The sequence below is a fragment of the Polaromonas hydrogenivorans genome (assembly GCF_040105105.1).
GTDB classification, from domain to species: Bacteria; Pseudomonadota; Gammaproteobacteria; order Burkholderiales; family Burkholderiaceae_C; genus Polaromonas; species Polaromonas hydrogenivorans.
The window spans coordinates 4,284,279-4,309,807 of the sequence record NZ_CP157675.1 but is presented as its reverse complement, the minus strand read 5'-3'; the positions used below and the strand labels follow the sequence as shown (position 1 = coordinate 4,309,807).

Here is a 25,529-nt window from a genome sequence, read left to right as displayed (position 1 = left end):
AGTTGACCGCTCATTGCCGTCCCCCAGCGAAAGACTTTGTCAAGCACGGGAAGAAACTGGGTCGACCAGCGATTGATCGAAGAATAGTCGGCAATCACGCTTCTCTCTTGGCAATTATTTCCTTCCTTGCCTATCCGGTTTGTTGCCAAGCCGGGTCGCTGCCCCACAACGATGGGGAAATTGCGCCCACGAGCGGCGCTTCGTGCCACTTTTGCTGGCAGACGTGTGATGCCGCCCCCACTTGGGAATCGAAAATATCCAAAATGCTGTGGCATTGGCAACAAACCGGATAGGCAAGTTTCCTTCAAATGGCGGTAGCTCAACGGATACGTTGCATACCAACGGATGCCCAGATATTCAAGCGGAAATTCATCCTCGATTCGGCGGTAGTACCGTCACAGCACACCTGCCCGGAATCAGGGCGCTGAAGGTCCAAGGTGTCGCCTTGCCTCATCAGAACTCTCGAAGATGTGGGGTGCCACGCCACGCCGGCTCAACGCGTCGCCGAGCTTGCTGCGAAGAAAGGCGCTGGTCGTGTAGCGCGACACCCGGCTGTAGTGGCGGGCCGCCACCTCATGCGCCATTTCGATATAAGCCTCCAGCGCATCGGGCAGTACGGTGAAGTTGTCGTAGTCGACGATCGCCGGAACCTTGCGGCCGAGGGCCTGCAGGCGCTGCTCGAGATGCGCCCTGATCTCCTGCACGTCGGCCTCGCTGCGTACCGTCCAGCCTTCGAAATTGGCAAAGAACAGGCCTTGCTGGGCATCGAAGGTGAAGCGCTGCGTCAGCGGCAGGCGCAGCATGTCATTGCGCAGCCGCATGGGCTCCGGGCTGAAGATGCGCGCGTCCATCAGTCGCGGCGGCGCCTTGATAATGGGCGCGAATTCCATTTGCGCGAGTACGTCGCGCGCCAGGTCGATGCCTGGCGCGATCTCCGTCAGCTCCAGCCCGGCTTCGCTCAGGCGGAACACGCAGCGCTCTGTGATGAAGAGCACCGGCTGACCGCGCCGAACCGCCAAAGGGCCGCTGAACGTGCGGTGCTCGACCTCTCGAACGAACTTGGCCGTCTTGCCGTCGTGCACGATGTGCAAGGCGCCGCCGCGAACATCGAACTGCAGCTTGCCGGCGTTGAAGGTGCCGACGAACACCACCTTCTTGGCGTTCTGGCTGATGTTGATGAAGCCGCCGGCGCCCGCCAGGCGCGGGCCGAACTTGCTGACGTTGAGGTTGCCCTGCATGTCGGCCTGCGCCAGCCCGAGGAAGGCGATGTCGAGCCCGCCGCCGTCGTAGAAGTCGAACTGGTAGGGCTGGTCGATGATGGCCTGGGTGTTGATGGCGGCGCCGAAGTTCGCGCCACCGGCCGGCACCCCGCCCATCACGCCGGGCTCGGCAGTCAGGGTCAGCAGGTCGATGACTTTTTCTTCGTTGGCGACGTTGGCGATGCCTTCGGGCATGCCAATCCCGAGATTGACCACGCTGTTGGCCTGCAGTTCGAGCGCCGCCCGGCGGGCGATGATTTTTCGCGCGTCCAGCGCCATGACTTCGACGTCGCTGGCCGGCACGCGCATCTCTCCGCTGTAGCCGGCATGGTAGGCCGTGCCGAAGGTCTGCCAATGGTTCTCGGGACGGGCGACGACGACGCAATCGACCAGCACGCCAGGCACCTTGACCTGGCGGGGGTTGAGCATGCCGCGTTCGGTGATCCGTTCGACCTGCGCGATGACGATGCCTCCACTGTTGTGCGCTGCGGTGGCGATCGACAGGTTCTCCAGCGTCAAGGCCTCGCGCTCCATCGTCAGGTTGCCGTCGGGGTCGGCGGTGGTGGCGCGGATGATGGCGACGTGGATGGGAAACGCCTTGTAGAACAGGCTTTCGCGGCCGCCCAGGTGGCTCACTTCGACCAGGTCTTCGGTGGTTCGCGCGTTGACCTTGCCGCCGCCCAGGCGCGGATCGACGAAGGTGCCCAGCCCGACATGGCTCAGGTGTCCGGGCCGGCCTCCCGCGATGTCGCGAAACAGGCAGGAGATGACGCCTTGGGGCAGGTTGTAGGCCTCGATGCGCCCCTCGACCGCCAGCCGGCCCAGCTTGGGCACCAGTCCCCAGTGCCCGCCAATGACCCGGCTCACCAGTCCTTCGTGCGCCAGGTGGTTCAAGCCCTTGTCGTGACCGTCGCCCTGGCCCGCCGCATAGACCAGGGTCAGATGGCGCGGCGCGCCGCTCGCCATGAAGCGTTCTTCGAGCGCAATGGCGATCTCCTCGGCAAAGCCGATGCCGACGAAACCCGACGTGGCGACCGTGTCGCCGTCGCGGATCAGCGCGACGGCGTCGGCGGCCGAGACGATCTTGCCCTGATCGCTCTGGCCGGGGGTGCGGGGTTGCAGGGGGTCCATGTCAAGCCCTCAGCGTGCTGTCCAGCCGCCTTCGATCGGCAGCGCGGCGCCGGTGATCGAGGCGGCCGCGTCCGAGCACAGGAACAATACCAGCTTGCCCAGTTCCTCCAGCTCGACGAAGCGCTTGTTCGGCTGCGAGGCCAGGATCACTTCGCGGATCACGCGTTCCTCGGGCATGTTGTGCGCCCTGGCCTGGTCCTTGATCTGGGCGTCGACCAGCGGTGTGCGCACATAGCCCGGGCAGACGGCGTTCACGGTGATGCCGGTCTCGGCCACCTCCAGGGCCACGGCCTTGGTCAGTCCGACCACGCCATGCTTGGCTGCAACGTAAGCCGACTTGAACGGCGAGGCCACCAGCCCATGCGCAGAAGCGATGTTGACGATGCGTCCCTGGTTGCGGCGCTTCATCCCCGGCAGCACCGCCTTGATGGTATGAAAGTTCGACGACAGGTTGATGCCGATGATCTGGTCCCACTTGGCATCGGGGAACTCATCCACTGGCGCGACATGCTGCACACCGGCGTTGTTGACCAGGATGTCCACGCCGCCGAAAGCTTCCTCGGCCTGCGCCACCATCTGTGCGATCTCGGCTGGCTGACTCATGTCGGCTGCGCTGTAGGCTACCAGCACACCGGTCTCATCGGCGAGTTGCCGGCACAGCGCTTCGATCGCCTCGGGGTTGCCGAAGCCGTTGAGCATCACGTTCGTGCCGGCGCCCGCCAGTGCCTGCGCAATGGCCAGGCCGATGCCGCTGGTCGAGCCCGTCACGATGGCGCCTTGTTTCTTGGTCATGGTTTTCTTTCAGTGAGAGGGAACAGATGGCATTCGCTTCAGGCCCGTGCCGGCAGCACGGTATTTGGGATACCGCTGCTCGATGGCGTCGGCAAAACGCAAAGGTGAGCGGATGTGCACCCGTATTTGCTCAGCCATCGTGCTGTCGCCCTTCAAAATGGCATCGATGACCAGCTGGTGCTGATCGATGATTGGACTTGTCGTTACGCTAAGATAATTGGCAAAACATGAGGCCATGCAATAGTCACCTTCTGTTTGTACAGCGTTTAAATCTTTAATCGGTGACGCGTATTTCCCTTGGATAGATGCTCATTACGCAGCGTCGGCCTGGGCCTCTGGCGCGGCGCGCTGAAAGGCTGGCAGCTTCATGCAGGCTTCACCAATGCGGCGCAGGGTCGGGTAGGCAGCCAGCGAAACCCCAAAGCGCTCGGCGTTGTAGATCTGCGGTACCAGACAGCAATCGGCCAGCGTCGGCGTGTCGCCATGGCAGTACCGGCCGGTGGCCGCGCTTTCGCTGAGCATGGATTCGACCACCGTAAAGCCCAGCGCCACCCAGTGCGCGTACCAGGTGCTTTTGGCCTGTGCGCTGGCGCCCAGGGTTGCCTCCAGGTGCTGCAAGACGCGCAGGTTGTTCAGCGGGTGAATCTCGCACGCGATGGTCTGGGCGATGGCGCGCACCCGCGCCCGCCCGGCCGCATCCGGCGGCAGCAAGGCCGGCGCGGGATGCACCTCGTCGAGGTATTCAATGATGGGCAGCGACTGCGTGAGCGTGACCTCACCGTCCACCAGCACTGGGACGAGCTCGGCAGGGTTGAGCGTGGCAAAAGCGGCTGAATGCTGCTCACCTCCGCCGCGCACCAGATGCACGGGAACAGACTCGTAGGCCAAGCCTTTTAACGCCAGCGCGATGCGCACGCGGTACGAGGCCGAGCTGCGAAAGTAGGTATGGAGCACCAGCATGGCAGGCAGGCTCCGCTCAAGCGTTGACGGAGGGCAGAACGGTACCGACGCACTCGCCAAAGCCGATGCGCGCAGCGCCGGGCTTTTCGCACCAGCCGCGCAGCAGCACCGCGTCACCATCCTCCAGATAGGTCCGGGTCTGGCCGTTGGGCAGCGTGAGCGGCTGCTTGCCGCCCACGGTCAGCTCGATCAGCGCGCCGGCCTCGTCCAGCGTCGGGCCCGACAGCGTGCCGGTACCCAGCAGGTCGCCGGGCTGCAGGTTGCAGCCGTTGACCGTGTGGTGCGCCACCATCTGGGCCACGGTCCAGTACGCGTGCCGGTAGCTGGTGCGCGTCAGGCGCGCGGCCCCCTGGCCCTCATCGCGCATCGCCTGCGTCTGCAGCAGCACTTCGAGCTGCACGTCAATCGCGCCCTGCGCCCAATTGGCGGGCGCATCCAGGTAGGGCAGCGGCTGCGGATCGCCTTCGGGACGCGTGAACGGCACGCGGTACGGGCCCAAGGCTTCAAGCGTCACGATCCACGGGGAAATGGTGGTGGCGAAGTTCTTGGACAGGAACGGTCCCAGCGGCTGGTACTCCCAGGCCTGGATGTCCCGGGCCGACCAGTCGTTGAGCAGGCACAGCCCGAACACGCTGGCCTCGGCGTCGGTGATGGCGATGGGCTCACCCAGCGCATTGCCGCTGCCGACAAAAACGCCCAGCTCCAGTTCGTAGTCCAGCCGCTTGCACGGGCCGAACGAAGGCTCGGTCGCGCCCGGCGGCAGGGTTTGCCCGACCGGCCGGGCAAAGGTCTGCCCAGACACGCCGATGCTCGACGCCCGCCCGTGGTAGCCAATCGGAATCCACTTGAAATTGGGCAGCAGCGGGTTGTCGGGGCGGAACTGGCGCCCGATGTTGGTGGCGTGATAGACCGAGGTATAAAAATCGGTGTAGTCGCCGATGCGCGCCGGCACGGTGTATTCAACATCAGACTGCGGCACCAGGCAGGCGGCCAACTGAGCTTCTTCGGCCGCGCCGGTGCGTAGCGAGCGCGACAGGGCCAGGCGCAGCGCCGACCATGCCGGCTGGCCCAGCGCCATCAAGGCGTTGAGGGTCTCGCCGGCGGCAGCTTGCAGAGCGCCAGCCGCATCGCCCGTGAAGGCGCCGCTGGCAGCAGCCGCCGCCAGGTCAAGGATCTGCTCGCCGATGGCCACGCCACCGCGAAATGCCTCGGCACTGCCCTGGCGGCGAAAGACGGCGAAGGGCAGGTTCTGGATCGGGAAGTCGCTACTGGCCTGGTTGGCGGAAGCGACCCAGCTGCGCAGCGCCGGATCATGGGTTTCGTTCAGGGTGTTCATGGCTTGAATAGGTCCTTGAGGCCGGCCCAGCAGTCGGCGTAATCAGCGTCCAGCGCTGGGCTTTGCAGCGCGTACGCCGTGGGAATGAAGCGGTAGCGGCTCTCGAACATGAAGGCCAGCGTGTTGTCCAGCTTTTGCGGTTTGAGATCGGCCTGGCTGGCCTTGTCGAAGGCCTCCTCATCCGGGCCGTGCGGCACCATGCAGTTGTGCAAGCTGGCGCCGCCGGGCTTGAAGCCGCCGGGCTTGGCATCGTATTCGCCATGGACCAGGCCCATGAATTCGCTCATCAGGTTGCGGTGGTACCACGGCGGGCGGAAGGTGTCCTCCATCACCAGCCAGCGCGGCGGGAAGATCACGAAGTCGCAGTTGGCCGTGCCCGGCGTGTCTGACGGCGAGGTCAGCACGGTGAAGATCGACGGGTCCGGATGGTCGAAGCTGATCGAGCCGATGGTCATGAAGTTGGCGGTGTCGTACTTCACCGGCGCGAGGTTGCCGTGCCAGGCCACCACGTTGAAGGGCGACTGCTTCAGCGGTGCGCGCCAAAGGCGGCCGCTGGATTTCTTGACCATCTCGTACTCGCCGCCCGCCTCCTCGAAGGCGGCGACCGGCGCCAGGAAATCACGCGCATTGGCGAGTCCGTTCGAGCCGATGGGGCCGAGTTCGGGCAGTCGGAACTGCGCGCCGTAGTTCTCGCACAGGTAGCCGCGCGACAGGCCATCGGGCAAGGCCACCTTGAACACCACGCCGCGCGGCAGCAGCGCGATCTCGCCGGGCTTGACATCGAGCACGCCCATCTCGGTGGTGATCAGCAGGCGGCCCTGCTGCGGCACGATGAGCATTTCGCCGTCGGCGTTGACGATGGCGCGGCGCTCCATCGAGCGGCTGGCGACATAGACATGGGCAGCGATGCCGGTTTGCGCCTCCGCATCCCCGTTGGCCGCCAGCGTACGGATGCCATCGACAAAATCGGCATCGGCATCGGCGTTGTCTGGCGGAATCGGCTTCCAGCGCATGGGCTCGGGCGGCAGCGCGATGGTGCGGTCGCCGCCTGTGGTCCAGTGCGGCTGCGCGTAAGGCTGGTAGCGGCCGGACACGACGGAGGGCTGGCGCCGGTACAGCCAGGAGCGACGGTTTTCGTGGCGCGGCGCGGTGAAAGCCGAGCCCGAAAGCAGTTCGGGGTACAGGTCAAGGGGCGCGCGCTGCGGGCTGTTGCGGCCCTGCGGCAGGGCGCCTGGCAAGGCCTCGCTGGCGTACTCGTTGCCAAAGCCGCTCTGGTAGCGCGGCTCGGCGTAAGTTTCGTGGGTCATGGCATTCTCGCGATGTTGCTTTTGCTATTTAATTAATAGCTGCTTGCGCTTATGGAGCGTGCGCAAGAAGGCTATTTCATTGATATTTCAGTCGATCTTGATGTTGTTGTCGCGGATCAGCTTGCCCCAGCGCTCGCGCTCGCGCTTGACGTAGCTGGCCATTTGCGCGGGCGTGCCGGGCATGCCCTCGACACCCAGCGCCATGAAGCGGGCCTTGACCGGGGTCGAATTGAGCGACTCGACCAGTGCCTTGTTGAGCTTTGCAATGGTCTCGGGCGGCGTGCCGGCGGGCACCGAAAGTCCCTGCCATGCATAGGCCTCAAAGCCGGTCAGACCCTGCTCGGAAAGCGTTGGCACGTCGGGCAGCGTGGCGATGCGCTGGGCGCTTGCCACGCCGATGGCCTTGACCTTGCCGGCCAGCACGAACTGGTTGCCGCTGGCGGTATCGACCAGCATGAACGGCACGCTGCCGCCCAGAATGTCCTGCATGGCCGGCGCCGCGCCGCGGTAGGCGATATGCGTCATGTTCAGGCCGGTCTTCTCGCGCAGCAGTTCGGCGGCCAGGTGGTGCGGGCTGCCGGTGCCGGCCGAGGCGTAATTGACGCCTTTGGGCTGCGCCTTGGCCCAGGCCAAGAACTCCTTGAAGTTCTTCACCGGCACGTTCGCGCCGACCACCAGCACCAGCGGAAAGCGCGCCAGCATGCCGACTGGCGCCAGGTCTTTCTCGGCGTTGTAGTTGAGCTTGGAAAACAGGAAGGGATTGGCGGCGAGCGTGGCAAAGTCAGCCGTGAGCATGATATGGCCATAGTCCTTCGAGCGCACCACGTAGTCGGCCGCGATGTTGGTTGCAGCACCCGGCTTGTTGGTGATGATCATGCTCTGGCCGAGTGCCTTGGACATGGTTTCAGCCGTGGCCCGCGCCACCGAGTCCGAACCGCCGCCGGCCGCATAGCCAACCACCCATTCGATGGGTTTGGCGTCCTGCGCGCTGGCGGCCAGCGGCAGCAGGGCCAGCGCAAGGCCGGCTTGGCAAAGCGCGCGGCGGTAGGTATTTTGCAAAGTCATGGCGTGTCTCCGAAATGTTGTTGAATGAAAAGGCGGGCGGGGAAAGAAAGATTTCAGCCGGGCGCTTGGGCAGCGGCCAGTGCCTCGCGCAGCACGGCCAGCGAGCCGATGTGGTTGGCCAGCAGCAGCACCAGGCGCGCATTGAGCGCATGGCTGTCGGCGCTGGACAGGCCCTGGTGGGCGTCGATCAGCGCTTCATAAAAATCGTCGGCGGCGTCGAGGTTCGGGGTGGTGATGAGTTGTGGCATGGCAGGCTCCTTCAGGCCTTGGCGAGCGCGTGGTCAATGGCGGCGCGAACAGCGCCGGCTCCAGCCTGGCGCCAGCGCGCACAGACATGCTGGTCGGGCCTGAACAGGTAAACCGTGCCGGGCTTGGCGTCGTAGCGCTGCAGGACCAGCGCATGGGCACTGTGCGCTTCAATACCGACGACATGCAGTTGCGAAATACTGCCGCGCAGCGCATCCGCTAGGGCCGCGTCGCCGAACACCAGCGCGGTGAAACCGGTGGGGCTCAACGCGCGCAGCAGCCAGCCGCTCGTGCCGTCGGCCAGAACGAGGGGCGCATCGGCCGCTGCGGCGCCCGGCACCATGGCGCCCTTGAAATCATCGGCGTCAAGCGTGTTGAGCGGCGAGCCATGCAGTGTGGCGGGCACCGACAGACGCCCGCTGTTGACCAGGACGCGGGCAAAGGCATGCTGCTTGGCCAGCGCCAGCACCGCATCGCGAAACAGCCGGCTGATCTCGCTTTTGGGCGTGATGAAGTCGGTGGCCCGCGTGGAGTTGAGGATGTTCTCGTCGGCCGCGTATTCGCGCTCGCTCGCATAGCTGTCAAGCAGGGCGTCGGGGGCATCGCCGCGCAGCACGGCGGCGAGTTTCCAGGCCAGGTTCTCCGCATCCTGCACGCCCGAATTCGCGCCGCGCGCGCCGAACGGCGACACGCCATGCGCCGAGTCGCCGGCGAACAGCACCCGGCCATGGCGAAAGCGGTCCATGCGCAGGCAGGCGAAGGTATAGACGCTGGCCCACTCCAGCTCGAACTGCGCATCGTCTCCGAGCAGCGCCTTCACGCGCGGGATGATGTTCTCGGGCTTTTTCTCTTCCTCGGGGTCGGCGTCCCAGCCGAGCTGGAAATCAATGCGCCAGACGTTGTCGGGCTGCATGTGCAGCAGCACGCTCTGGTTCGGGTGGAACTCGGGGTCGAACCAGAACCAGCGCTCGGCTGGCCGGTCCAGCTTCATCTTCACATCGGCAATCAGGAAGCGGTCGCGGAAGGTGCGGCCATGGCTTTCCTGCCCGATCAACTGGCGCAGGCTGGAGCGCGAACCGTCGCAGGCGGCGACGTAGCCGGCTTCGATCTGGTAGTCGCCATCGGGCGTTTGCACCGTCAGCAACGCATGGCCTTCGCGCTGCTCGATGCCGGCCACCTTGTTTTTCCAGCGCAGGTCGATCAGCGGCAACTGCGCCGCGCGCTCGGCCAGGTAGCCTTCGACGTAATACTGCTGCAGGTTGATGAAGGCGGGCCGCTCATGGCCGGGCTCGGGCAGCAGGTTGAAGCTGTAGATTTCCTCGTTCTTGAAGAACACCCGGCCCACGTTCCACGACACGCCCTTGTCCACCATGCGCGGGCCGCAGCCCAGGCGGTCGAACACCTCCAGCGTGCGCTTGGCAAAGCAGATGGCGCGCGAGCCGGTGGACAGCGTGCAGTCGTTGTCCAGCAGCAGCACGGGTACACCTTGCTGCGCCAGGTCGATGGCCAGGGCCAGTCCCACGGGGCCGGCGCCGACCACGACCACCGGATGGCGCACGGGCCGGGCGCTGTCCTGGTCGGCATGGCGCTCGTAGTCGAACGCCAGCTTCTGGTAGTTCACTTCGCCGGCGTCGGTGTTTTGAAGCTCTTTTAATTTCATTTTTGTCTCCTCTTGCCTGGTGCTGGTCAGCCTTCCAGCGTCTGCCACATCTGCGTGTCACGCTCGGCGGTCCAGATGCGCGGGTCGGGGTACTGGGTCGCCTCGTCGTAGCAGCGCGTCACGTCAAACGGCATGCAGTGGTCGAAGATGACCCACTGGCCATACTTGGGCTTGAGCCTGGCGTAAGTGTCCTTGTAGACGGCGTTCAGGTCCTTGCCGGCTTTCACGCCCTCTTGCACGCTGGCGTAAACGTCGGCGATGAAGCCGCGCGTGCCAGCCAGGCCCTGGGCCACCTGCTCAGGGGTGGTGAGCGCGGCGCCCCGGCCCGGCACCAGCGCAGCTGGTTTGAGCGCGGCGAGGTTGTCAAGTGTCTGCGGCCAGTCCTTGAAGTAGGCATCACCCGCATAAGGCGTGGCGTCGAACTCGACCAGATCGCCGGACAGCAGCGTGCGCTCCTGCGGCAGCCACACGACCGTGTCGCCCTTGGTGTGGCCGCGGCCGAGCTGCAACAGCTGCACTTCGAGCTTGCCCAGCCACAGCGTCATCTTGCCGGTAAACGTCATGGTGGGCCAGGTCATGCCGGGCGGCACGCTCTCGACGTTCTGGAACAGGCGCGGAAAGCGGCCGATCTCGCTGGCCTTGTCCTGCTCGCCGCGCTCGACGATCAGGTCGTAGGTGTCCTGGCTGGCCAGGATCTGCTCGGGCTGGTAGGCCGCCGCGCCCAGCACGCGCACCGCGTGGTAGTGGGTCAGCACGACGTACTTGATGGGCTTGTCGGTCACTTCGCGGATGCGGCGCACCACATCGGCCGCCATCGCCGGAGTGGCCTGGGTGTCGGCCACCAGCACAGCGTCGTCGCCGATGATGATGCCGGTGTTGGGATCGCCTTCGGCGGTGTAGGCCCAGGCGTGCTCCGAGATCTGGCTGAAGGTGACTTTCTTTTCTTCCAGGTCGGCTTGGGAAGCGAATTTTTTGACGGTACTCATAGGGGTCTCCAGTTTTGTAGGTGGGTTAAAAGTTCGTCTATTGCAAATCGGTTTGTTAATTCTATGCATAAGTTTGTCATTGTCAAACTTATTTGTAGAATGATTGCAGCTGTAACCAACGCTCACCTTTGCCACCTCACCGGAGAAACCCAAGCATGCGCATAGACGAAAACGATTCCCCGGACGAGCCCAAGGAACAGCGGTCCGTGCAGTCGATCGAGATCGGCGGGCGGCTGCTGCTGGCGCTGGCCGAGCAGTCAACCCCGATGACGCTCAAGGACCTGGCGGCCCAGGCCGGCCTGTCGGCGTCGCGCGCGCACCCCTACCTGGTGAGCTTTGGCCGGCTGCGGCTGATCGAGCAGGATGCGGTGACGGGCCGCTACGCGCTGGGTGCGGCCGCGCTGCAGGTAGGCCTGAGTTGCCTGCACCAGCTCGACCCCTTGAAGGTCGCCACGCCGATTGCCGAGGCGCTGGCGCTTGGCATTGACCAGACCGTGGCCATCGCGGTGTGGGCCAATTTCGGCCCCACCATCGTGCGCTACATCGAGGCCAGCCAGCCACTGCATGTCAGCATGCGCATGGGCACCGTGATGTCCATCCTCGGCACGGCCACCGGGCGGGCCTTTGCCGCCACGCTGCCCCGGCAGCAGCTGGAGCAGGCCATGCTGGGCGCTTTGGGCGATGAGCCACGACGGCTTGATCGCAGCACCGTCAAGGACGTGGCGCAGGAAATCCAGGCGATTCAGGCCGAACTGCGCCAGCATGGCGTGGTGCGGGCTGCAGGCCGGCCGATTCCCGGTGTGAACGCTTTCAGCGCCGCAGCCTTTGATCACGAGGGCAAGGCTGCGCTGGTGATCACGGCATTGGGCCATGAGGATAATTTTCCGGCGGACTGGGACTCCGACGTGGCCCGCGCCGTGCGCCAGGCGGCAGCCGATGTGTCGCTGCGGCTGGGTTACCGGCCCAAGGAGGCCATCGCGCTTTAGTCCTGCAAGCCATGGCGCATTGCCGCTGTATCGGCTGTGTGCCATGGCTTGCCTGAATCAGGAAAAAATCACTTGCTGGTCGGTGTATTCCTGCATTCCGTCTTCGGCAAACTCAACGCCGAAGCCCGAGGATTTTGTGCCACCGAACGGGGCGTTGGGCTGGACCGCGCCGTGCTTGTTAATCCACACAGACCCGCATTCCATCTGGCCAGCCACCTGCCTGGCATGGTCGATGTCGCGTGACCAGACCGAGCCACCCAAGCCGTTCTGGCTGTCATTTGCAGCGCGTATGGCATCGTTGACATCCCGATAGCGGATCACCGGCAAGGCGGGGCCGAACTGCTCCTCGTCAACCAGCGCATCACCATTCTTCAGGCCTGCAACGATGGTGGCGGGAAAGAACAGGCCGCTTCCCGGCTCGCCGCCCAACAGCAGTTCGCCTTTTTCTCGCGCATCAGCGACCAGTCGGGCTACCTTGTCGAACTGCATGCGGTTCTGCACCGGACCCAGCATGCTTTGCTCGGCCATGCCATCGCCCATGGGAACCGACCTGGCGAAGGCCACCAGATGCTCGCAGACATCGTCGTGAATGCTCTCATGCACATAGAGCCGCTTCATTGCCGCGCAGGTCTGGCCGTTGTTGATGAAGCTGCCCCAGAAGAGGCCCTCAGCGATGGCTTTGGGGTCGCAATCGGGCAAAACGATGCCCGCATCATTGCCTCCCAGCTCAAGCGTCAGCCGTTTCATGGTCAGGGCTGCGGATTGCATGACCTTTTGCCCGGTAGCGCAGGAACCGGTGAAAACGATTTTGCGGATGCCCGAATGCGCGGCCATGGCCGCCCCAATGCTTCCCGCCTGGTCGTCGCCGGTCACACAGTTGATCACCCCCGCAGGCAGCACTTCATTGAGCAGTTCGACCATGCGCAAGGTTGCCAAAGGCGTATTGGGCGAAGGTTTGATCACCACCGTGTTGCCGGTACGAAGCGCAGGCATGACGTGCCAGATGGCAATCATGACCGGGAAATTCCAGGGCGTGATGGAGCCGACAACGCCAAGGGGTTTTCGGTGCAGTTCCACGCGGCCTTGCGCGTTGTCCTGCAATACCTTCATGGGCAGCGAAAGACCGCATGTGTAGCTGGCCCATGCGCTGGCTCCTCCCATCTCCCAGCGTGAACCCAGCCCATTGAGCGGTTTTCCCTGCTCCTGGGTGATAAGTACTGCCAGTTCTTCGGAATGAGCGGCGATTTTTTCCGCAGCTGCCTGGCAGGCGAGCTGAAGTTCAGCGTCTGACTTTTTCGACCAGCTTGTGAACGCTGCTTGTGCCGCTGCGACTGCCGAATCCAGATCTGCAGGGGTCGCGTTGGGTGCGGTGCCGATGACCTCGCCTGTGGAGGGATTTCTCACCTCGAAGCTTGCGGCGCTCTGGCTTTGAACTGCGTGGCCGCCAATTGTCATGGTTGCGTTGTACATGGCTGAAACTTTTTTTGTCAAAAATTGAATTGGGACTTGATCAAAAACTGTACTTCAGGCCGACAACTGCGGTGCTTTTACCCAAGTTATCAAATCCGCCCACCTTGTAAAAGCCATCCTTGGCATTCGTGCCAATGGCCGACAGGGAGGCTGACAGCCCGTTGCCAAAGTCTTTGGACAAGGTCAGCGAGTAGTCGGTGTAGTCACCGGCGTCAGGCTGTGGGGCGGTCACATTGGGAATCGTCTGACGACCTGCGTGCGGTATGAGTGTGAAGCCGTTGCCCAAATCAATGTTGGCGGCGACTTCAAAATATTTGCTACCGGCGCTATTCGGGTTCGCAACGGAATTGCCCGTGCTTTGGCTGTACTTGGCAGTGACGATGCCGTAAGTCAGGGCTCCGTAGATTTCGGTCGTGTTCGCATCCACTGTGACTTTCGATGCCGTGTTGCCGGGATACTGGTAGGTGATGACGCCAAGATCAAACGCGAGGTCTTTGGTGATTGAGCCTTTGTAGCCGGCGTACAGATCAACTTCAAGTGAGCCTTTGGTAGCCACCGCAGGTGTGGCTGCATTGCCCACGTAATCCTTGATCCAGTTGACATTCGAGCCCCAGGCACCGAGGTAAAAGCCGCTCTTGTGCGCAAAATCAACACCGGCCTGAAGGGCTGGCTTGAAAGTGGTTTGAGACAGCCCACGGATACGGTAGTCGCTGACAACGCCTGCGTTGTATGACAAGGTGTAGTCAGGCGCGGGCGCTGTGGTTTGAGCCATGGTGGCGGTGCCAACAAACAGTAGGCTCAAAACGAGTGTGGAGGATGTTTTCAGTTTCATATCGAGTTTTTTAGGAGAGTTAAGGGAGGAGTGCTTTACGTGCTGCGCCAGAGTTGCCGGTAATTGGCTTGACCGTCTGATCAGGCGCAGGCGTCACCGGCCTGCAGCCTCTGCCGTTAGGCTGAGCCCCCTCGGTGCCAACAGCCTTTGTTTCCAATCTGGTGCGGGCGCTTAGGGTTATTTGCTCGGCTGGTTCAGCCCGAGCGTCGGCGTCTCGTTGAAGTAGTTCCAGGGCTTGAGCAGCGCATGAACCCATTCGGTCGGCATGATCGGCCACTCTTCAGCGCGCGCAATGTGTGTGGTGCCCGTCGTCAGCCAGACTACGTTGTCGGTGTTGACAATGGACTGGTCATCGTCAGTGAACTGGCCCAGGCCGGTGTCGGTGCTGGAGCGGTTGGGGTACTTGCCTTCGGGGAAGCGCTCGTCGGGGTTGTAGCGGGTTACCCAGAGCTGGCGGTCCATGAAGCTCAGCCGGTGATATATCCACTCGTCCTTGCCAAAGTTGGCCCCTTTGGCAATGGGGTGGGTTCCTCCGGCGTAAGGGATGAGCTGATACGAAATGGGGTTACCGACCTTGTTGCTCTTGCTTGGGTTGCTGAGCAGGCGGATGGTGGACGGGTCGAACTTTTGCGCAGCCTGCTTTTCGGTGGCGACGGTGCGCTGCACCGTCTGCATGGTGCTGGTGCGCGGACCGCCGGCGGTGTTGGCGGCGACGATAGGGTCCACTTCGGTCAGCGAGTTGTTTTCGCCGTCCACGTCCAGGTCGAGCCGGAAGTTGTAGATGTGCTGGTGGGTGGTGCCCACGAGGTTGTGGTCCAGCAGGGTGCCGTAGCGAGTGTCTTCGGCGGCGGTGGCGTCTTGCATGGTGCGCGACTTCACGCCTTTGATGGCCTCGATGCCGGTGGCACCCGCGTCGATGCCGATGGTGCCGTTTTCAGCGAAAACCCAGTCAAAGATGTAGTCGTAATTGCCCACGGTGCTGATCCAGCGCACCACCAGTTCGCGCCGCTCGACGCTGATGTTGGGCTGGCCCATTTCCTGATGCTTGAATTCAGGCCCTGCGTAGCGTTCAAACACGGCGATGGCGTTGGGCATGCTGGCGGGTGCGCCTGTGTAGTCAGCCAGGGTAGCGTCCAGCAGCACGGCATTGTCAGGCGCGTCCTTGCCGCGCTGGATGGGTGATGTCAGCGTGCCCATGCCATATTCGCCTGAATCCAGATAGGCCTTGAAGTACCAGCCCACGTCCGGGTCGCCGTAGGGCACGATCATGCCGCCCAGCGAGCCTTCGTACATCACCTTGCGTTTGGTGCCTTTGTCGTTGTAGGTGACGGTGGAGAGCATCAGCCCCACGCGCGAATCCAGCCGCACATGGAAGTCCCAGTTGCGCCAATGCAAGGTGTTGCCAGTGATGGTGTAGTTTTTGCCCTCGGGCTCGGTGATGTCCAGCGGCTTGGGTGGGGCGGTCGGCGTGCGGTCACGGCCATCGTAGGCGGTGGGCTTGAGCGGCACGGGGATGACGCCCTGGTCTTCAATCTTGAGCAGCTTTTTGTGCTCAATGTCCACTACCGCCACCAGGTTCTCGATGGGGTGCGCCCAGTAGTTGCCGTCTCCCACGTCCAGGTAGCTCACTACCTTGAGCAGGCGCTCTTCCTGGCGCAGCGTGTCTTTGCCGTCAAAGTAGCCCACCGTCAGAGGGGTCGCCACGACTTTTTTCACGTCGGTAATGCCCCGTTTGGCCAGTGCCTGGGCATATTCGGGGCTGGCTTCAATGACAGCCTGCACAGTGGCGAAGTCGTCGAGCAGAACCATGCCGTGCGCGCCTTCAATTTCCTTCCACCCCGACACCGTGCGCGTTGCGAGGTCGGCGATGCCTTCGATCAGCTTTTTGCCGTTCAGGATCACAAAGGCGGCCTGTCGAGGGGCCTGGACAGGCTGGCCGGTGAGGGCAAAGTTCCACACCTGGTCCTTGGGCGGGGCCTTGAGCGTGATCTCGGTGAAGCGAAAGCTGGGCTGATAGCGGCCAGCGGCTTTGAGGATGTCAACCGTCGCCTTGATTTCGTCGGCGGTCAGCGGATTGAGCGGGCTGGGCGTGCGTTCGACCACGAAGGTTTTGTCCAGTCCGGACTGGAACACCTGGTTGATGAAGTCGCGCGAGACGTAGGCAGTGCCGTGCCGCAGCACCAAGGGCATGTCGAGTTTCAGAGGCTGGCCGTTGACCAGCGCGGTTTTGGCGCCGGGCTTGACGCGCACCGTCGTGCTGTTGCGCGAGAGGGTGTACACATTGGCGAACCCGTCCCAGCGCACCGTAGCGCCAAAGTCCTCCAGCGTTTTTTTCAGCGGCACCATCTCGGCCGCGCCGCCGTGCGCTTGCGCCGGGGGTGCCCACAGGGTGGCGGTGCCCAAAGCGATGGCAAGCGCCATGCTGAGTGCACCGATCCTGTGCGTGCTGGGGCGTGTGCTGCTTCTGAACATAACTGTCTCCTTATCCATTATCCAAAGTGTGTGAGATGCCCCATTGCAGGGTAAACCGGCGAAGGATCGCCTGATTCAGACGCCTCATCGGGATAGATGACAGCTTAGGAGTGTTGGACTGGCAAGACTTTGTTGTGTCTGCCAGATGGATGTGCGCGGCTGCCAGATAGCAGCATGCAGCATCGCAGGTTCAGGTAGGGTGCAGGTAACGCCTGCGATATTCCCCAGGCGGCATGCCAAAGCGTGTCTTGAACGCAGACGAGAAGTGGCTGGAGTCGGCAAAGCCCCAGCTGTAACCCAGGGAGGACAGTTTTTCGCTGCCAGAAGGGTGGCGCAAAGCCTCGGCGCACAAGTCTAGGCGGCGGTGCTTGATGTACTGCGCCACCACCAGTCCCTGCCGGGAAAACACCCGGTACAGGCCCCGTACCGATACGCCGATGGACTGGGCGATCCACTCCGGCGACAGGTCTTCGCTGGCCAGGTGGAGCTCGATGAATTCGCAGGCCTTGCGGAACATGCGCTCATGGGTGTCGTCCTGTGCGTCGGCCAGGCCAATTGCCGGCTTGAGCAAAGTGATCAGCGCGTCAAGAATGGCCTCGCTTTCCTGCTGGCCCAGGCCTTTCTTCGATTGTTGCGAGGCAGCGAGCATCAGTCGGCCGGCAATGATGCCCAAGGGGGAAGTAGCCGGGAGCCGCTGCGCACATGCGACGCGGGTCTGGTGCATATTGCGCTCGACCATTTGCCGAGGAAGGATGAGCGAGATCTGGCGCGACTGGTCACCCAGCAGCGCGCTACAGGGACGGGCGGCGTCCAGGATCGTGAGATCGCCCCTGTCCAGACGAGCGCGCTGGTCGCCTTGCTCGACTGCGGCTTGCCCGCGCAGCTGGAGTATTGCAAAGTATTTCTGGTCGTCGCTGCGGCCCACATCCTTCTGAGTCCGGTACAGGCGGGTCTGGATGGCGTCCACAACACTTAGCCGCACGGCGCTACCCTGGTAGTCGTCAAGCGCGCCGATAAATGTATCGCCCAGCATGGTGGCGCTGAATGCACCGCAAGCCTTGTTGATGCGCGCAAGCCATTCATCGAATCCTACGCGCTGGTCTTGAAAAGGACTGTCTACTAACGCAAGAGGCGTGTTGACGGAATATTTCACCTAGCTTCGCTCCTTGGGTTCCATATTAAGCCTGACTCCAGTGGTTGTATATCGATTTTTCGTGCAAGCACTGGGCTTTCGACGCAAGTTGCATGCCGTTTCGGTAGAGGCCGTGCGGCGCCTGTACGGGCGGCTGCTACTGGCGCTGGCCGAGCAGTCAACCCCGATGACGCTCAAGGATCTGGCGGCCCAGGCCGGCCTGCCGGCGTCGCGCGCGCACCCCTACCTGGTGAGCTTTGGCCGGCTGCGGCTGATCGAGCAGGATCGAAGCCCGAGGATTTGGTGCCACTTCGACCGCCTGAGCGAAGCGCCAGACGCGGGCTCAAAGGCTGAGCGCTTTCCCCAGTACATCTGTTGACGGACCCTGCGAGGTTATTGGCGCAGGCGTACAGTGGCCTCCTGCGCCAAAAGCCCCTTCCTTTTCCACTTCCGGAGTCCCGCCATGAACGCCCCCCTGCACCGCGAAATTCCCGCCGGCATCCTGAACGCCGCCCAGACGCTGTCCCAGGTCACCACGCAGTGGGACGGCGACATCGTCAAGCAGCTGACCGACTACATCGCGATTCCCGCGAAGTCGCCGACATTCGACCCCGACTGGGCGCAGCACGGCTTTATCGACACCGTCATGCGCAATGCCGCGACATGGGTGGAAGCGCAAAAGGTCGAGGGCTTGACGCTGGAGATCGTCCGGCTTGAAGGCCGCACGCCGGTGCTGTTCTTTGAAATCCCGGCCACGCGCGCCGGCTCGACGCAGACCGTCTTGATGTACGGCCACCTCGACAAGCAGCCCGAGTTCACCGGCTGGCGCAGCGACCTCGGGCCATGGACGCCCAAGTACGAAAACGGCAGGCTCTACGGCCGGGGCGGCGCCGACGACGGCTACGCGGTCTATGCCAGCATCGCCGCCGTGCAGGCGCTGAAAAGCCAGAACATCGAGCATCCGCGTATCGTCGGCCTGATCGAGACGTGCGAGGAAAGCGGCTCGTATGACCTGCTGCCCTACGTCAACGCGCTGAAGGATCGGCTCGGCGAGGTCGCGCTGGTGGTCTGCCTGGACTCGGGCGCGGGCAACTACGACCAGCTCTGGCTGACCACCAGCCTGCGCGGCAACGGCGGCGGCGTGCTCAAGGTCGAGGTGCTGACCGAAGGCGTGCATTCGGGCGACGCCAGCGGCCTGGTGCCGTCGAGCTTTCGCATCATGCGCCAGGTGCTCGACCGGCTCGAAGACAGCGCCACCGGCCGCCTCTTGCCGCAAAGCTTTCATTGCGAAGTGCCCGCCGACCGGCTGGCGCAGGCGCGGGCCACGGCGGCGATTCTGGGCGACGAGCTGTACAAGCGCTTCCCGTGGGCGCATTACGACTGCGAAGGCTCGACCAGTTTCACGCTGCCCACCACCACTGACCCGGTCGAGGCGCTGCTCAACCGCACCTGGCGGCCCACGCTCAGCGTGACCGGCGCGGAGGGTTTTCCGTCGTTCCGCGACGCGGGCAACGTGCTGCGCCCCTACAGCGCCTTCAAGCTGTCACTGCGCTTTCCGCCGCTGATCGACGCCAGCGCGGCGGTGCAGGAACTGAAAAAGCTGCTCGAAGACAACGCGCCCTATCAGGCCAAGGTCACGTTCGAGGGCGGAGGCGGCGCGAACGGCTGGAACGCGCCTGCTACCCAGCCGTGGTTTGAAGACGCGCTGAACGACGCGTCGCGGAACTTCTTCGGCGCGCCCTGCGGCACCATCGGCCAGGGCGGCACGATTCCCTTGATGAGCCTGCTGAGCCAGGGCTTTCCCAAGGCGCAGATGATGGTCTGCGGCGTCCTCGGCCCGCAGAGCAATGCGCACGGGCCGAACGAGTTCTTGCATGTGCCGTATGCCAAGAAGCTGACGGCGGCCGTGGCGCAGGTGATTGCGCGGGTGCCGGGCTGAAAACCCCTTGCAGTCAGCAAATTATTGATGAAAAGTGCTGTTTGCGCAGACCAGACATGCGCAAGCAGCTATCGAAAATATAGCAAACAAGATGCCGTGCTGGCCTTGCGCTGCCTGCTGGTTACGCGCCGTCCGGCTTGATCTGGGCGCGGGCGATGACGGCCTTCCAGCGCGCCTGTTCGGTCTTGATGAAGGCATCGAACTCGGCCCCGGTGCTGCCGACGGCCAGCGCGGTTTCCTGCGCCAGTTTTTCCTTGACCTGAGCGCTGCGCGAGGCCTTGATCGCCTCGGCCTCTAACCTGGCGATATTGGCCTTGGGCCACTTGCTCGGCGCCATCAGTCCATACCACTGCGTCATCTCGAAGCCCTTGAAGCCTTGCTCGGCGACCGTGGGAACGTCGGGGAGTTGAGGCAGTCGCTGCGCGGTGCCGGTGGCGATGCAGCGCAGCTTGCCGGCCTTGATGAAGGCCAGCAGGGCCGGCGCGCCCACCGAGGCGGCCTGCAGCCGTCCGCCCATCAGGTCGGTCAGCATCGGGCCGGTTCCCCGGTACGGCACATGCACCATGAAGATTTCGCTCACCATCTTCAGGTACTCGAAGGCCAGGTGCCCGGCGCTGCCGTTGCCGGCCGAGCCGTAGTTCAGCTGGCCGGGCTTGCTTTTGGCGTAGGCGATGAACTCTTTCAAATTCTTGACAGGAAGGTCGGGATGCACCACATACAGGCTGGGCACCTTGGAGACCAGCGTGATCGGCACGAAGTCCTTGTTGGCGTCGTAAGGCAGCTTGGGGAAGATGTAGGGGTTCACGGCCAGGGTGCCGATATGCCCCAGGATCAGGGTGTGGTCGTCGGTGCTGTTGGCCACTTCCTGCATCGCGATGTTGCCGGCGGCGCCGGGTTTGTTGTCCACGAACACGTTTTGGCCGATGGTCTTGGCCATCTCGCTGGCGACGGCGCGGGCGACGATCTCGGAACTTCCGCCGGGTGCAAACGGCACGACCAGCCGCAACGGCTTGCTCGGCCAGGCCGCCTGGGCATGCGAGTGGGGCAGCCACAGGGCGGAGGCTGCTGCGGCGCCGGCCTTGATCAGATGGCGGCGGTTCAGGTTCAGGTTGTTCATGGCGTGTCTCCTTGAATTGACTTGCAAAAAATCTCCGGCTGGCCGCTGCCCGATGCCGGAGGGGGCTGGTTTAGTCCAGCGAGATGCCGCTGGCCTTGACCACGTGCGCCCACAGCGCCGTCTGCTCACGCACGAAGCGCTGGGCCGTGTCGGGCCCGCCCTGTTGAATCTCCCCGCCAAGCTGGGCAATGCGGGCTTTGACATCGGGTGCATCCAGCGCTTTTTTCAGCGCGGCCGACAGCTTGCTCACTACCGCTTCCGGCGTGCCTGCCGGAGCAAAGACGGCGTTCCATTCGTACACCTCCGCACCGCTGATGCCAGCCTCGGCCAGCGTGGGCACGTCGGGCAGGATGGGCGAGCGCCTGGCGGAGGTGACGGCGAGCGCGCGCAGCTTGCCGCCCTGGATATGCGGCAGCGTCGAGGCGAGGTTGCCAAAGAACAAGGGCACCTGACCGCCAATGACGTCGTTCAATGCCGGACCGCCGCCTTTGTAGGGGATATGCACCATGTCCACTTTGGCGGCCGATGCAAACAGGGCGCCCGCCAGGTGCTGGGCCGAGCCGTTGCCCGATGAGGCGAAAGACACGGCGCCCGGCTTGGCCCGGGCCGCTGCCATCAGTTCGCCGACATTTTTTGCCGGAAACTGCGCGTTGACCAGCACCACGTTCGGGAACAGCGCAATCACGCCGATGGTGCGAAACGCCTTGTCCGCGTCGTAGGGCAGCTTGCGGTACAGCGACGGGTTCACCGCGAACGACGACGCATCGAGCATCAGGGTGTGCCCGTCGGGCACGGCCTTGGCCACCGAGGCGGCGCCGATCTGCCCGCCCGCGCCCGGCTTGTTTTCCACGATCACGTTCTGGCCGAGGGCTTCGCCCAGCCTGGGCGCAATCAGCCGGGCCATGGCATCGGCGCCCCCGCCCGGCGGATAGGTCACCACCAGCGTGATGGGTTTGCTGGGCCAGGGCAGGGCTGCCTGGGCGCTTGCCAGCAAGGGTGCTGACAGCAGGCTGGCCGCCAGCCAATACCCGAGCGCGGCGGATCGTGTCGCGTTTGCTGCGAATAAATCGAGCGCTTTCATGAAAGTCTCCGGTGCCTTGCGGGGGTCTTGTGGGGTTACGGGGGCAGTCAGGATTTCAGCGGCTAACTGACTTAACGGACTTGCGCCGTGTACTGGAAGGCAAACGCATCGCCCAGCGTGGTGCGCAGCTCGATGCAGCGCCCTGCCAGGTCGAATGCAGCTCGCTGCACCTGCACGCAAGGGTGCGCTGTCTCCAGCTGGAGCCGCTGCGCCTGTTCGGCGCTGAGCAGGCCAAAGCTGAGCTGGTCTTGCGCACGGTGGACCGTGACGCCGCACACGCGCTGGTACATGGGGTACAGAAGATCGTCCCAGTCCTCGGTGCTAGACACTGCCAGCGCGGAAAATACCGGCAGCGGCAGCGTGATGTGCTCCAGCAGGCAAGGCCGGCCGTCCAGGCTGCGCAGCCGCTCCAGCGTCAATACGCTTGCGCCCGCCGGCAAGCCCAGCGCGTCGGCCTCATTCACGCTGGCCAATGCCACTGACCGCGCCAGGATGCTTGACTGGGGCGTTGCCTGCAATTCCCCAGCGTTGCGGAAACGAAAAAAGCGCAGCATCGACGCGCCGCCCAGCCCGGCGCGCACAAAGGTGCCGCGCCCATGGCGGCGCTCCAGCAGGCCCTCGGCCACCAGCAGGGCCAAGGCCTGGCGCAGCGTGCCCAAGGCGACGCCGTGCTCCTTGGCCAGCAGCGCTTCGGGCGGCAAGGCGGTGCCTGGAATCCATTCGCCCTGCGTGATGCGGGCGCGCAGGCTGCTGGCCAGCCAGCCGTAGCGGCTCTGGCCCGGTGCCGGCTGATCGCCACTGGCTGGAAGTGGCGTTGAAGTTAAATCTTGAATCAACATATAGTCCTCTAGATGTCTATAATGTAGACCATGTTTTCTGATTTGTCAAAAACCGCCGTCGATACGCATTTCCATGTCTTCAAGGCGGGCATCGCCCAGGCCGGAGCGCGCTACGCGCCGGCTTATGACGCACCGTTTTCAAGCTGGCAAGCCCAGGCCAGGCCGCTGGGCGTGGGTCGCGGCGTACTGGTCCAGACCAGTTTCATGGGCAGCGACAACACCCAGCTGGTTACTGAACTGGACCGATGGCCAGGCATCTTGCGGGGCGTCGCGGTGCTTGAGCCGGATGCGACACCTCAAACGCTGCAGCCATTGCACCGGGCCGGCGTGCGCGGAATCCGGCTGAACCTGGCTGGCGTTTCGCATGCATTGAGCGAATGGGCGAGGGCCGCCCCGCTGTGGGATGCACTGGGGTCGCTGGGCTGGCATCTGGAGCTGCACACCGACATCGGCCGCTTGCCGGAGGTGCTTGCGCAGCTGCCCGGCGAGATGCCGTTGGTCATTGACCACATGGGAAAGCCTGAGGCGATCTCGGCTGATGACGCAACGGTGCGGGCCTTGACTGACCGCGCCCGGCGCAGCAACGTGCATCTCAAGCTCAGTGGCGCCTACCGGCTGGGCGGATTGAATCCTGGCGAACTGTCGCGCCTGTGGCTCGGCGAGCTGGGCGCCGGCCGCCTGCTGTGGGGCAGCGACTGGCCTTGCACGAACCACGAATCGCTGGCGGACTATCCCATGCTGCTGAAGTCGCTGCACGGGTGGCTGGGCGATGAAGCTGTCATCGAGGCGGTACTGTCCACCAACCCCCGGCGCCTGTATTGGGCTGATTGATGTGATCTGCCGGCACAGTCGCCGGTCCGTTCCTGGTGGCGATGAAGGTGATGTTGTTCGTCAGAGCCCCTGGCGGTTCATCAGCGCGTCAGCGTCAGCAGCGACAGGCAGGCCAGCGGCGCGGTTTCGGCGCGCAGCACGCGCGGCCCGAGCGTGACGGGGCTGAAGCCGCAGGCGATGGCGGCGGCTTCCTCGGCCGGGCTCAGGCCGCCTTCCGGGCCATTGAGAAACGTGAAGGAGGTCAGTGCGGTGCTGGCGACGGCTTGGGCCAGCGGGCGGCTGCCGTCCTGCAGCGACAGCAGCAGCCGCATGCCGGTGTTGGCGGTGTTGGCGGTGGCATCGGTTTCCACCGTGCTTTTCTTCAGCCATTCGCCCAGCGTGGCCACCTCGTGGATCAGCGGCACCCGGTTGCGTCCGCACTGTTCGCTCGATGCGATGGCAATGCCGCGCCAGTGCGCGACCTTCTTGTCGGCGCGCTCGGCTTTCAGGCGCAGCACGCTGCGCTCGCTCATCACCGGCTGGATGCTGGCCGCGCCGAGTTCGGTGGCTTTTTCGATCAGCCAATCCATGCGGTCGTTGGCCGGCATGCCGACGACCAGGTGGATGGCGCGCGCCGCCTCGCGGGCGGTGGCGGTCCAGGCGCCAATGGTCACGTCCACGTCGCTGCGGCCCATGCGCTCGACGGTGGCGTCGAATTCGCCTTCGCTGCCGGGTTCGCCATTGCCCCGGCCATTGAAGAGCGTGATGCGCTCGCCCGGCTGCAGGCGCAGCACCTGCACATGGCGGGCGGTCTGCTCGGGCAGGCTGATGGACGTTCCGGCGGCGAGTGCCACGTCGGCATAAAAGCGCGCGCTCACGGTGTTGCAGCCGGTTGAGGAACAACGAGGTTTACTATCAAAATAGTAGCTGATTGCGCCCGTCCAGCATGCGCAAAAGGCATTTTTGGCATCAAAATGTGTACCCCACGCGGGTTTCGTTGCCTTCGATCTCGTCGAGCAGCACCATCAGCGGCCCGAGCTGGCGGTATCTGGCGCAGGTCGCGCGGGCGTACCGGATGAAGCGCGGCGTGTCGGCCAGGTACTTGGGCTTGCCGTCGCGCAGCGTCAGGCGCGCAAAAATCCCGAGCACCTTGAGGTGGCGCTGCAGGCCCATCCATTCGACCGCGCGGTAAAACTCGCCGAAATCGTCGCCGACCGGCAGGCCGGCCTTGCGCGCCCTTTGCCAGTAGCGCACGGTGATGTCGAGCACGAACTCCTCTTCCCAGCTTAAAAACGCATCGCGCATCAGGCTGGCGATGTCGTAGGTGATCGGACCATAGACCGCGTCCTGGAAGTCGAGCACGCCCAGGTCGCCGTTCTGATCGACCATCAGGTTGCGCGGCATGAAGTCGCGGTGCACATAGACGCGCGCGCCGTCGAGCGACTGCAGGTTGCTGGCCTTGATCTGCGCAAACAGCGGCTCCAGCTTGCTGGTCAAGCCTGCGTCCAGCGCAAACCCCCGGTGCTTGCCGACATACCACTCGGGGAACAGCGCCAGTTCGCGCGACAGCAGCGCGTCGTCGTAGGGCGGCAGCACGCCGGGTTTGGACGCCAGCTGCCACTGCACCAGCACGTCCACCGCCTGCATGTAGAGGTCAAAGTGCGCTGGCGTTGCCTCGACGCGGGCATCGACGGCGGCGGGCGGCGCGATCACGTCGAGCATGGTCTGCGCGCCCAGGTCGCTCAGCAGCATGAAGCCCAGCGGCTGGTCCCAGGCCAGCACGCGCGGCGCGCTCAGGCCGGCGTCCGCCATCAGGCCGGCCACCTTGACGAAAGGCGCGCAGTCTTCCTGGGCCGGCGGCGCATCCATGATGATGAAGCTGGCCGTGCCAGCGGCCGCGTCAATGCGGAAATAGCGCCGAAAGCTGGCATCGGCCGAGGCCAGCCGGACGGTATCGGTTTGCAGGGCGTGTTGCGGCGCCACGGCGGCCAGCCAGTGGGCAAAGGCGCTGGCGCGCGCGGGGTCGAGCCAGTCGGGAGGGGAAGCGGTCATTTTGTCAAAGCCCTTGGTCAGTGCGGCAGCCCGGCAGAGGCCGGTAAGAGGGTCATG

22 protein-coding genes and 1 pseudogene are annotated in these 25,529 nt (G+C 64.1%); 4 read left to right on the top strand and 19 right to left on the bottom strand.

The features are described from left to right. Nucleotides 1-416: 416 nt before the first annotated feature. The 10 genes from ABLV49_RS20565 to ABLV49_RS20520 form a co-directional block, all read right to left on the bottom strand. Nucleotides 417-2,390 carry an acyl CoA:acetate/3-ketoacid CoA transferase gene (locus ABLV49_RS20565; protein ID WP_349279429.1) on the bottom strand — a complete coding sequence of 658 codons (1,974 nt, stop codon included), beginning with the start codon at nt 2,388-2,390 and terminating at the stop codon, nt 417-419. A gap of 9 nt (nt 2,391-2,399) precedes the next feature. Beyond that, nucleotides 2,400-3,182 carry a 3-hydroxybutyrate dehydrogenase gene (locus tag ABLV49_RS20560; RefSeq protein WP_349279427.1) on the bottom strand — a complete coding sequence of 261 codons (783 nt, stop codon included), beginning with the start codon at nt 3,180-3,182 and terminating at the stop codon, nt 2,400-2,402. Nucleotides 3,183-3,191: 9 nt separating this feature from the next. After that, the gene (locus ABLV49_RS20555) at nt 3,192-3,419 is read right to left on the bottom strand and encodes a hypothetical protein (RefSeq protein WP_349279426.1); all 228 of its coding nucleotides are present in this window, start codon (nt 3,417-3,419) and stop codon (nt 3,192-3,194) included. A gap of 75 nt (nt 3,420-3,494) precedes the next feature. Next, complete coding sequence (maiA, locus tag ABLV49_RS20550; RefSeq protein ID WP_349281830.1) at nt 3,495-4,139, bottom strand: maleylacetoacetate isomerase; 645 nt, start codon at nt 4,137-4,139, stop codon at nt 3,495-3,497. 19 nt (nt 4,140-4,158) lie between these two features. Next, nucleotides 4,159-5,478, bottom strand: coding sequence for a fumarylacetoacetase (gene fahA, locus ABLV49_RS20545; RefSeq protein ID WP_349279424.1), 1,320 nt, complete (start codon nt 5,476-5,478; stop codon nt 4,159-4,161). Beyond that, nucleotides 5,475-6,785, bottom strand: coding sequence for a homogentisate 1,2-dioxygenase (hmgA, locus tag ABLV49_RS20540; RefSeq protein ID WP_349279423.1), 1,311 nt, complete (start codon nt 6,783-6,785; stop codon nt 5,475-5,477). The genes fahA and hmgA overlap by 4 nt, the downstream gene beginning before the upstream one ends. A gap of 87 nt (nt 6,786-6,872) precedes the next feature. Then, nucleotides 6,873-7,850, bottom strand: coding sequence for a Bug family tripartite tricarboxylate transporter substrate binding protein (locus ABLV49_RS20535; RefSeq protein WP_349279421.1), 978 nt, complete (start codon nt 7,848-7,850; stop codon nt 6,873-6,875). 53 nt (nt 7,851-7,903) lie between these two features. Further along, on the bottom strand, nt 7,904-8,098 hold the full coding sequence (locus ABLV49_RS20530) for a DUF2783 domain-containing protein (protein ID WP_349279419.1): 195 nt from the start codon (nt 8,096-8,098) through the stop codon (nt 7,904-7,906). An 11-nt stretch (nt 8,099-8,109) separates the two neighbouring features. Then, nucleotides 8,110-9,756: an FAD-dependent oxidoreductase gene (locus tag ABLV49_RS20525; protein ID WP_349279417.1), complete on the bottom strand. Its 1,647-nt coding sequence runs from the start codon at nt 9,754-9,756 to the stop codon at nt 8,110-8,112. 26 nt (nt 9,757-9,782) lie between these two features. Next, nucleotides 9,783-10,742: an MBL fold metallo-hydrolase gene (locus ABLV49_RS20520; protein ID WP_349279415.1), complete on the bottom strand. Its 960-nt coding sequence runs from the start codon at nt 10,740-10,742 to the stop codon at nt 9,783-9,785. A gap of 155 nt (nt 10,743-10,897) precedes the next feature. Here ABLV49_RS20520 and ABLV49_RS20515 point away from each other — a divergent pair, with 155 nt between their 5' ends. Next, nucleotides 10,898-11,728 carry an IclR family transcriptional regulator gene (locus ABLV49_RS20515; protein WP_349279413.1) on the top strand — a complete coding sequence of 277 codons (831 nt, stop codon included), beginning with the start codon at nt 10,898-10,900 and terminating at the stop codon, nt 11,726-11,728. A 57-nt stretch (nt 11,729-11,785) separates the two neighbouring features. Here ABLV49_RS20515 and ABLV49_RS20510 read toward each other — a convergent pair whose 3' ends face one another. The 4 genes from ABLV49_RS20510 to feaR all read right to left on the bottom strand — a co-directional run bounded on the left by ABLV49_RS20510 (nt 11,786) and on the right by feaR (nt 17,655). Beyond that, entirely contained in the window at nt 11,786-13,198 is a 1,413-nt protein-coding gene (locus ABLV49_RS20510) for an aldehyde dehydrogenase family protein (RefSeq protein WP_349279411.1), read from the bottom strand. 40 nt (nt 13,199-13,238) lie between these two features. After that, a complete protein-coding gene (locus ABLV49_RS20505; protein ID WP_349279409.1) occupies nt 13,239-14,030 on the bottom strand; it encodes a TorF family putative porin in 792 nt (263 codons plus the stop codon). 177 nt (nt 14,031-14,207) lie between these two features. Next, entirely contained in the window at nt 14,208-16,451 is a 2,244-nt protein-coding gene (gene tynA / locus ABLV49_RS20500) for a primary-amine oxidase (RefSeq protein ID WP_349279407.1), read from the bottom strand. A 241-nt stretch (nt 16,452-16,692) separates the two neighbouring features. Next, nucleotides 16,693-17,655 (bottom strand): transcriptional regulator FeaR, encoded by a 963-nt coding sequence (feaR, locus tag ABLV49_RS20495; protein WP_349279405.1) that lies wholly within the window; start codon nt 17,653-17,655, stop codon nt 16,693-16,695. A 70-nt stretch (nt 17,656-17,725) separates the two neighbouring features. Between feaR and ABLV49_RS20490 the strand changes: the two are divergent. Then, nucleotides 17,726-17,926, top strand: a pseudogene (locus tag ABLV49_RS20490) (helix-turn-helix domain-containing protein); the annotation flags it as partial. 171 nt (nt 17,927-18,097) lie between these two features. Next, complete coding sequence (locus ABLV49_RS20485) at nt 18,098-19,573, top strand: M20 family metallopeptidase (RefSeq protein WP_349279401.1); 1,476 nt, start codon at nt 18,098-18,100, stop codon at nt 19,571-19,573. Nucleotides 19,574-19,694: 121 nt separating this feature from the next. On the opposite strand, the gene ABLV49_RS20480 is transcribed toward ABLV49_RS20485, so the two are convergent. The 3 genes from ABLV49_RS20480 to ABLV49_RS20470 form a co-directional block, all read right to left on the bottom strand. Next, nucleotides 19,695-20,690 carry a Bug family tripartite tricarboxylate transporter substrate binding protein gene (locus ABLV49_RS20480; RefSeq protein WP_349279399.1) on the bottom strand — a complete coding sequence of 332 codons (996 nt, stop codon included), beginning with the start codon at nt 20,688-20,690 and terminating at the stop codon, nt 19,695-19,697. Between the two features lie 70 nt (nt 20,691-20,760). After that, the gene (locus tag ABLV49_RS20475; protein ID WP_349279397.1) at nt 20,761-21,771 is read right to left on the bottom strand and encodes a tripartite tricarboxylate transporter substrate binding protein; all 1,011 of its coding nucleotides are present in this window, start codon (nt 21,769-21,771) and stop codon (nt 20,761-20,763) included. A 71-nt stretch (nt 21,772-21,842) separates the two neighbouring features. Beyond that, nucleotides 21,843-22,610, bottom strand: coding sequence for a GntR family transcriptional regulator (locus tag ABLV49_RS20470; RefSeq protein WP_349279395.1), 768 nt, complete (start codon nt 22,608-22,610; stop codon nt 21,843-21,845). Nucleotides 22,611-22,640: 30 nt separating this feature from the next. Between ABLV49_RS20470 and ABLV49_RS20465 the strand changes: the two genes are divergently transcribed. Then, nucleotides 22,641-23,441: an amidohydrolase family protein gene (locus tag ABLV49_RS20465; RefSeq protein ID WP_349279394.1), complete on the top strand. Its 801-nt coding sequence runs from the start codon at nt 22,641-22,643 to the stop codon at nt 23,439-23,441. A gap of 80 nt (nt 23,442-23,521) precedes the next feature. On the opposite strand, the gene ABLV49_RS20460 is transcribed toward ABLV49_RS20465, so the two are convergent. After that, a complete protein-coding gene (locus ABLV49_RS20460) occupies nt 23,522-24,298 on the bottom strand; it encodes a 16S rRNA (uracil(1498)-N(3))-methyltransferase (protein WP_349279392.1) in 777 nt (258 codons plus the stop codon). A gap of 91 nt (nt 24,299-24,389) precedes the next feature. Beyond that, nucleotides 24,390-25,472, bottom strand: a complete 1,083-nt coding sequence (locus ABLV49_RS20455; RefSeq protein ID WP_349279390.1) for an aminoglycoside phosphotransferase family protein — start codon at nt 25,470-25,472, stop codon at nt 24,390-24,392. Nucleotides 25,473-25,529 lie beyond the last annotated feature (57 nt).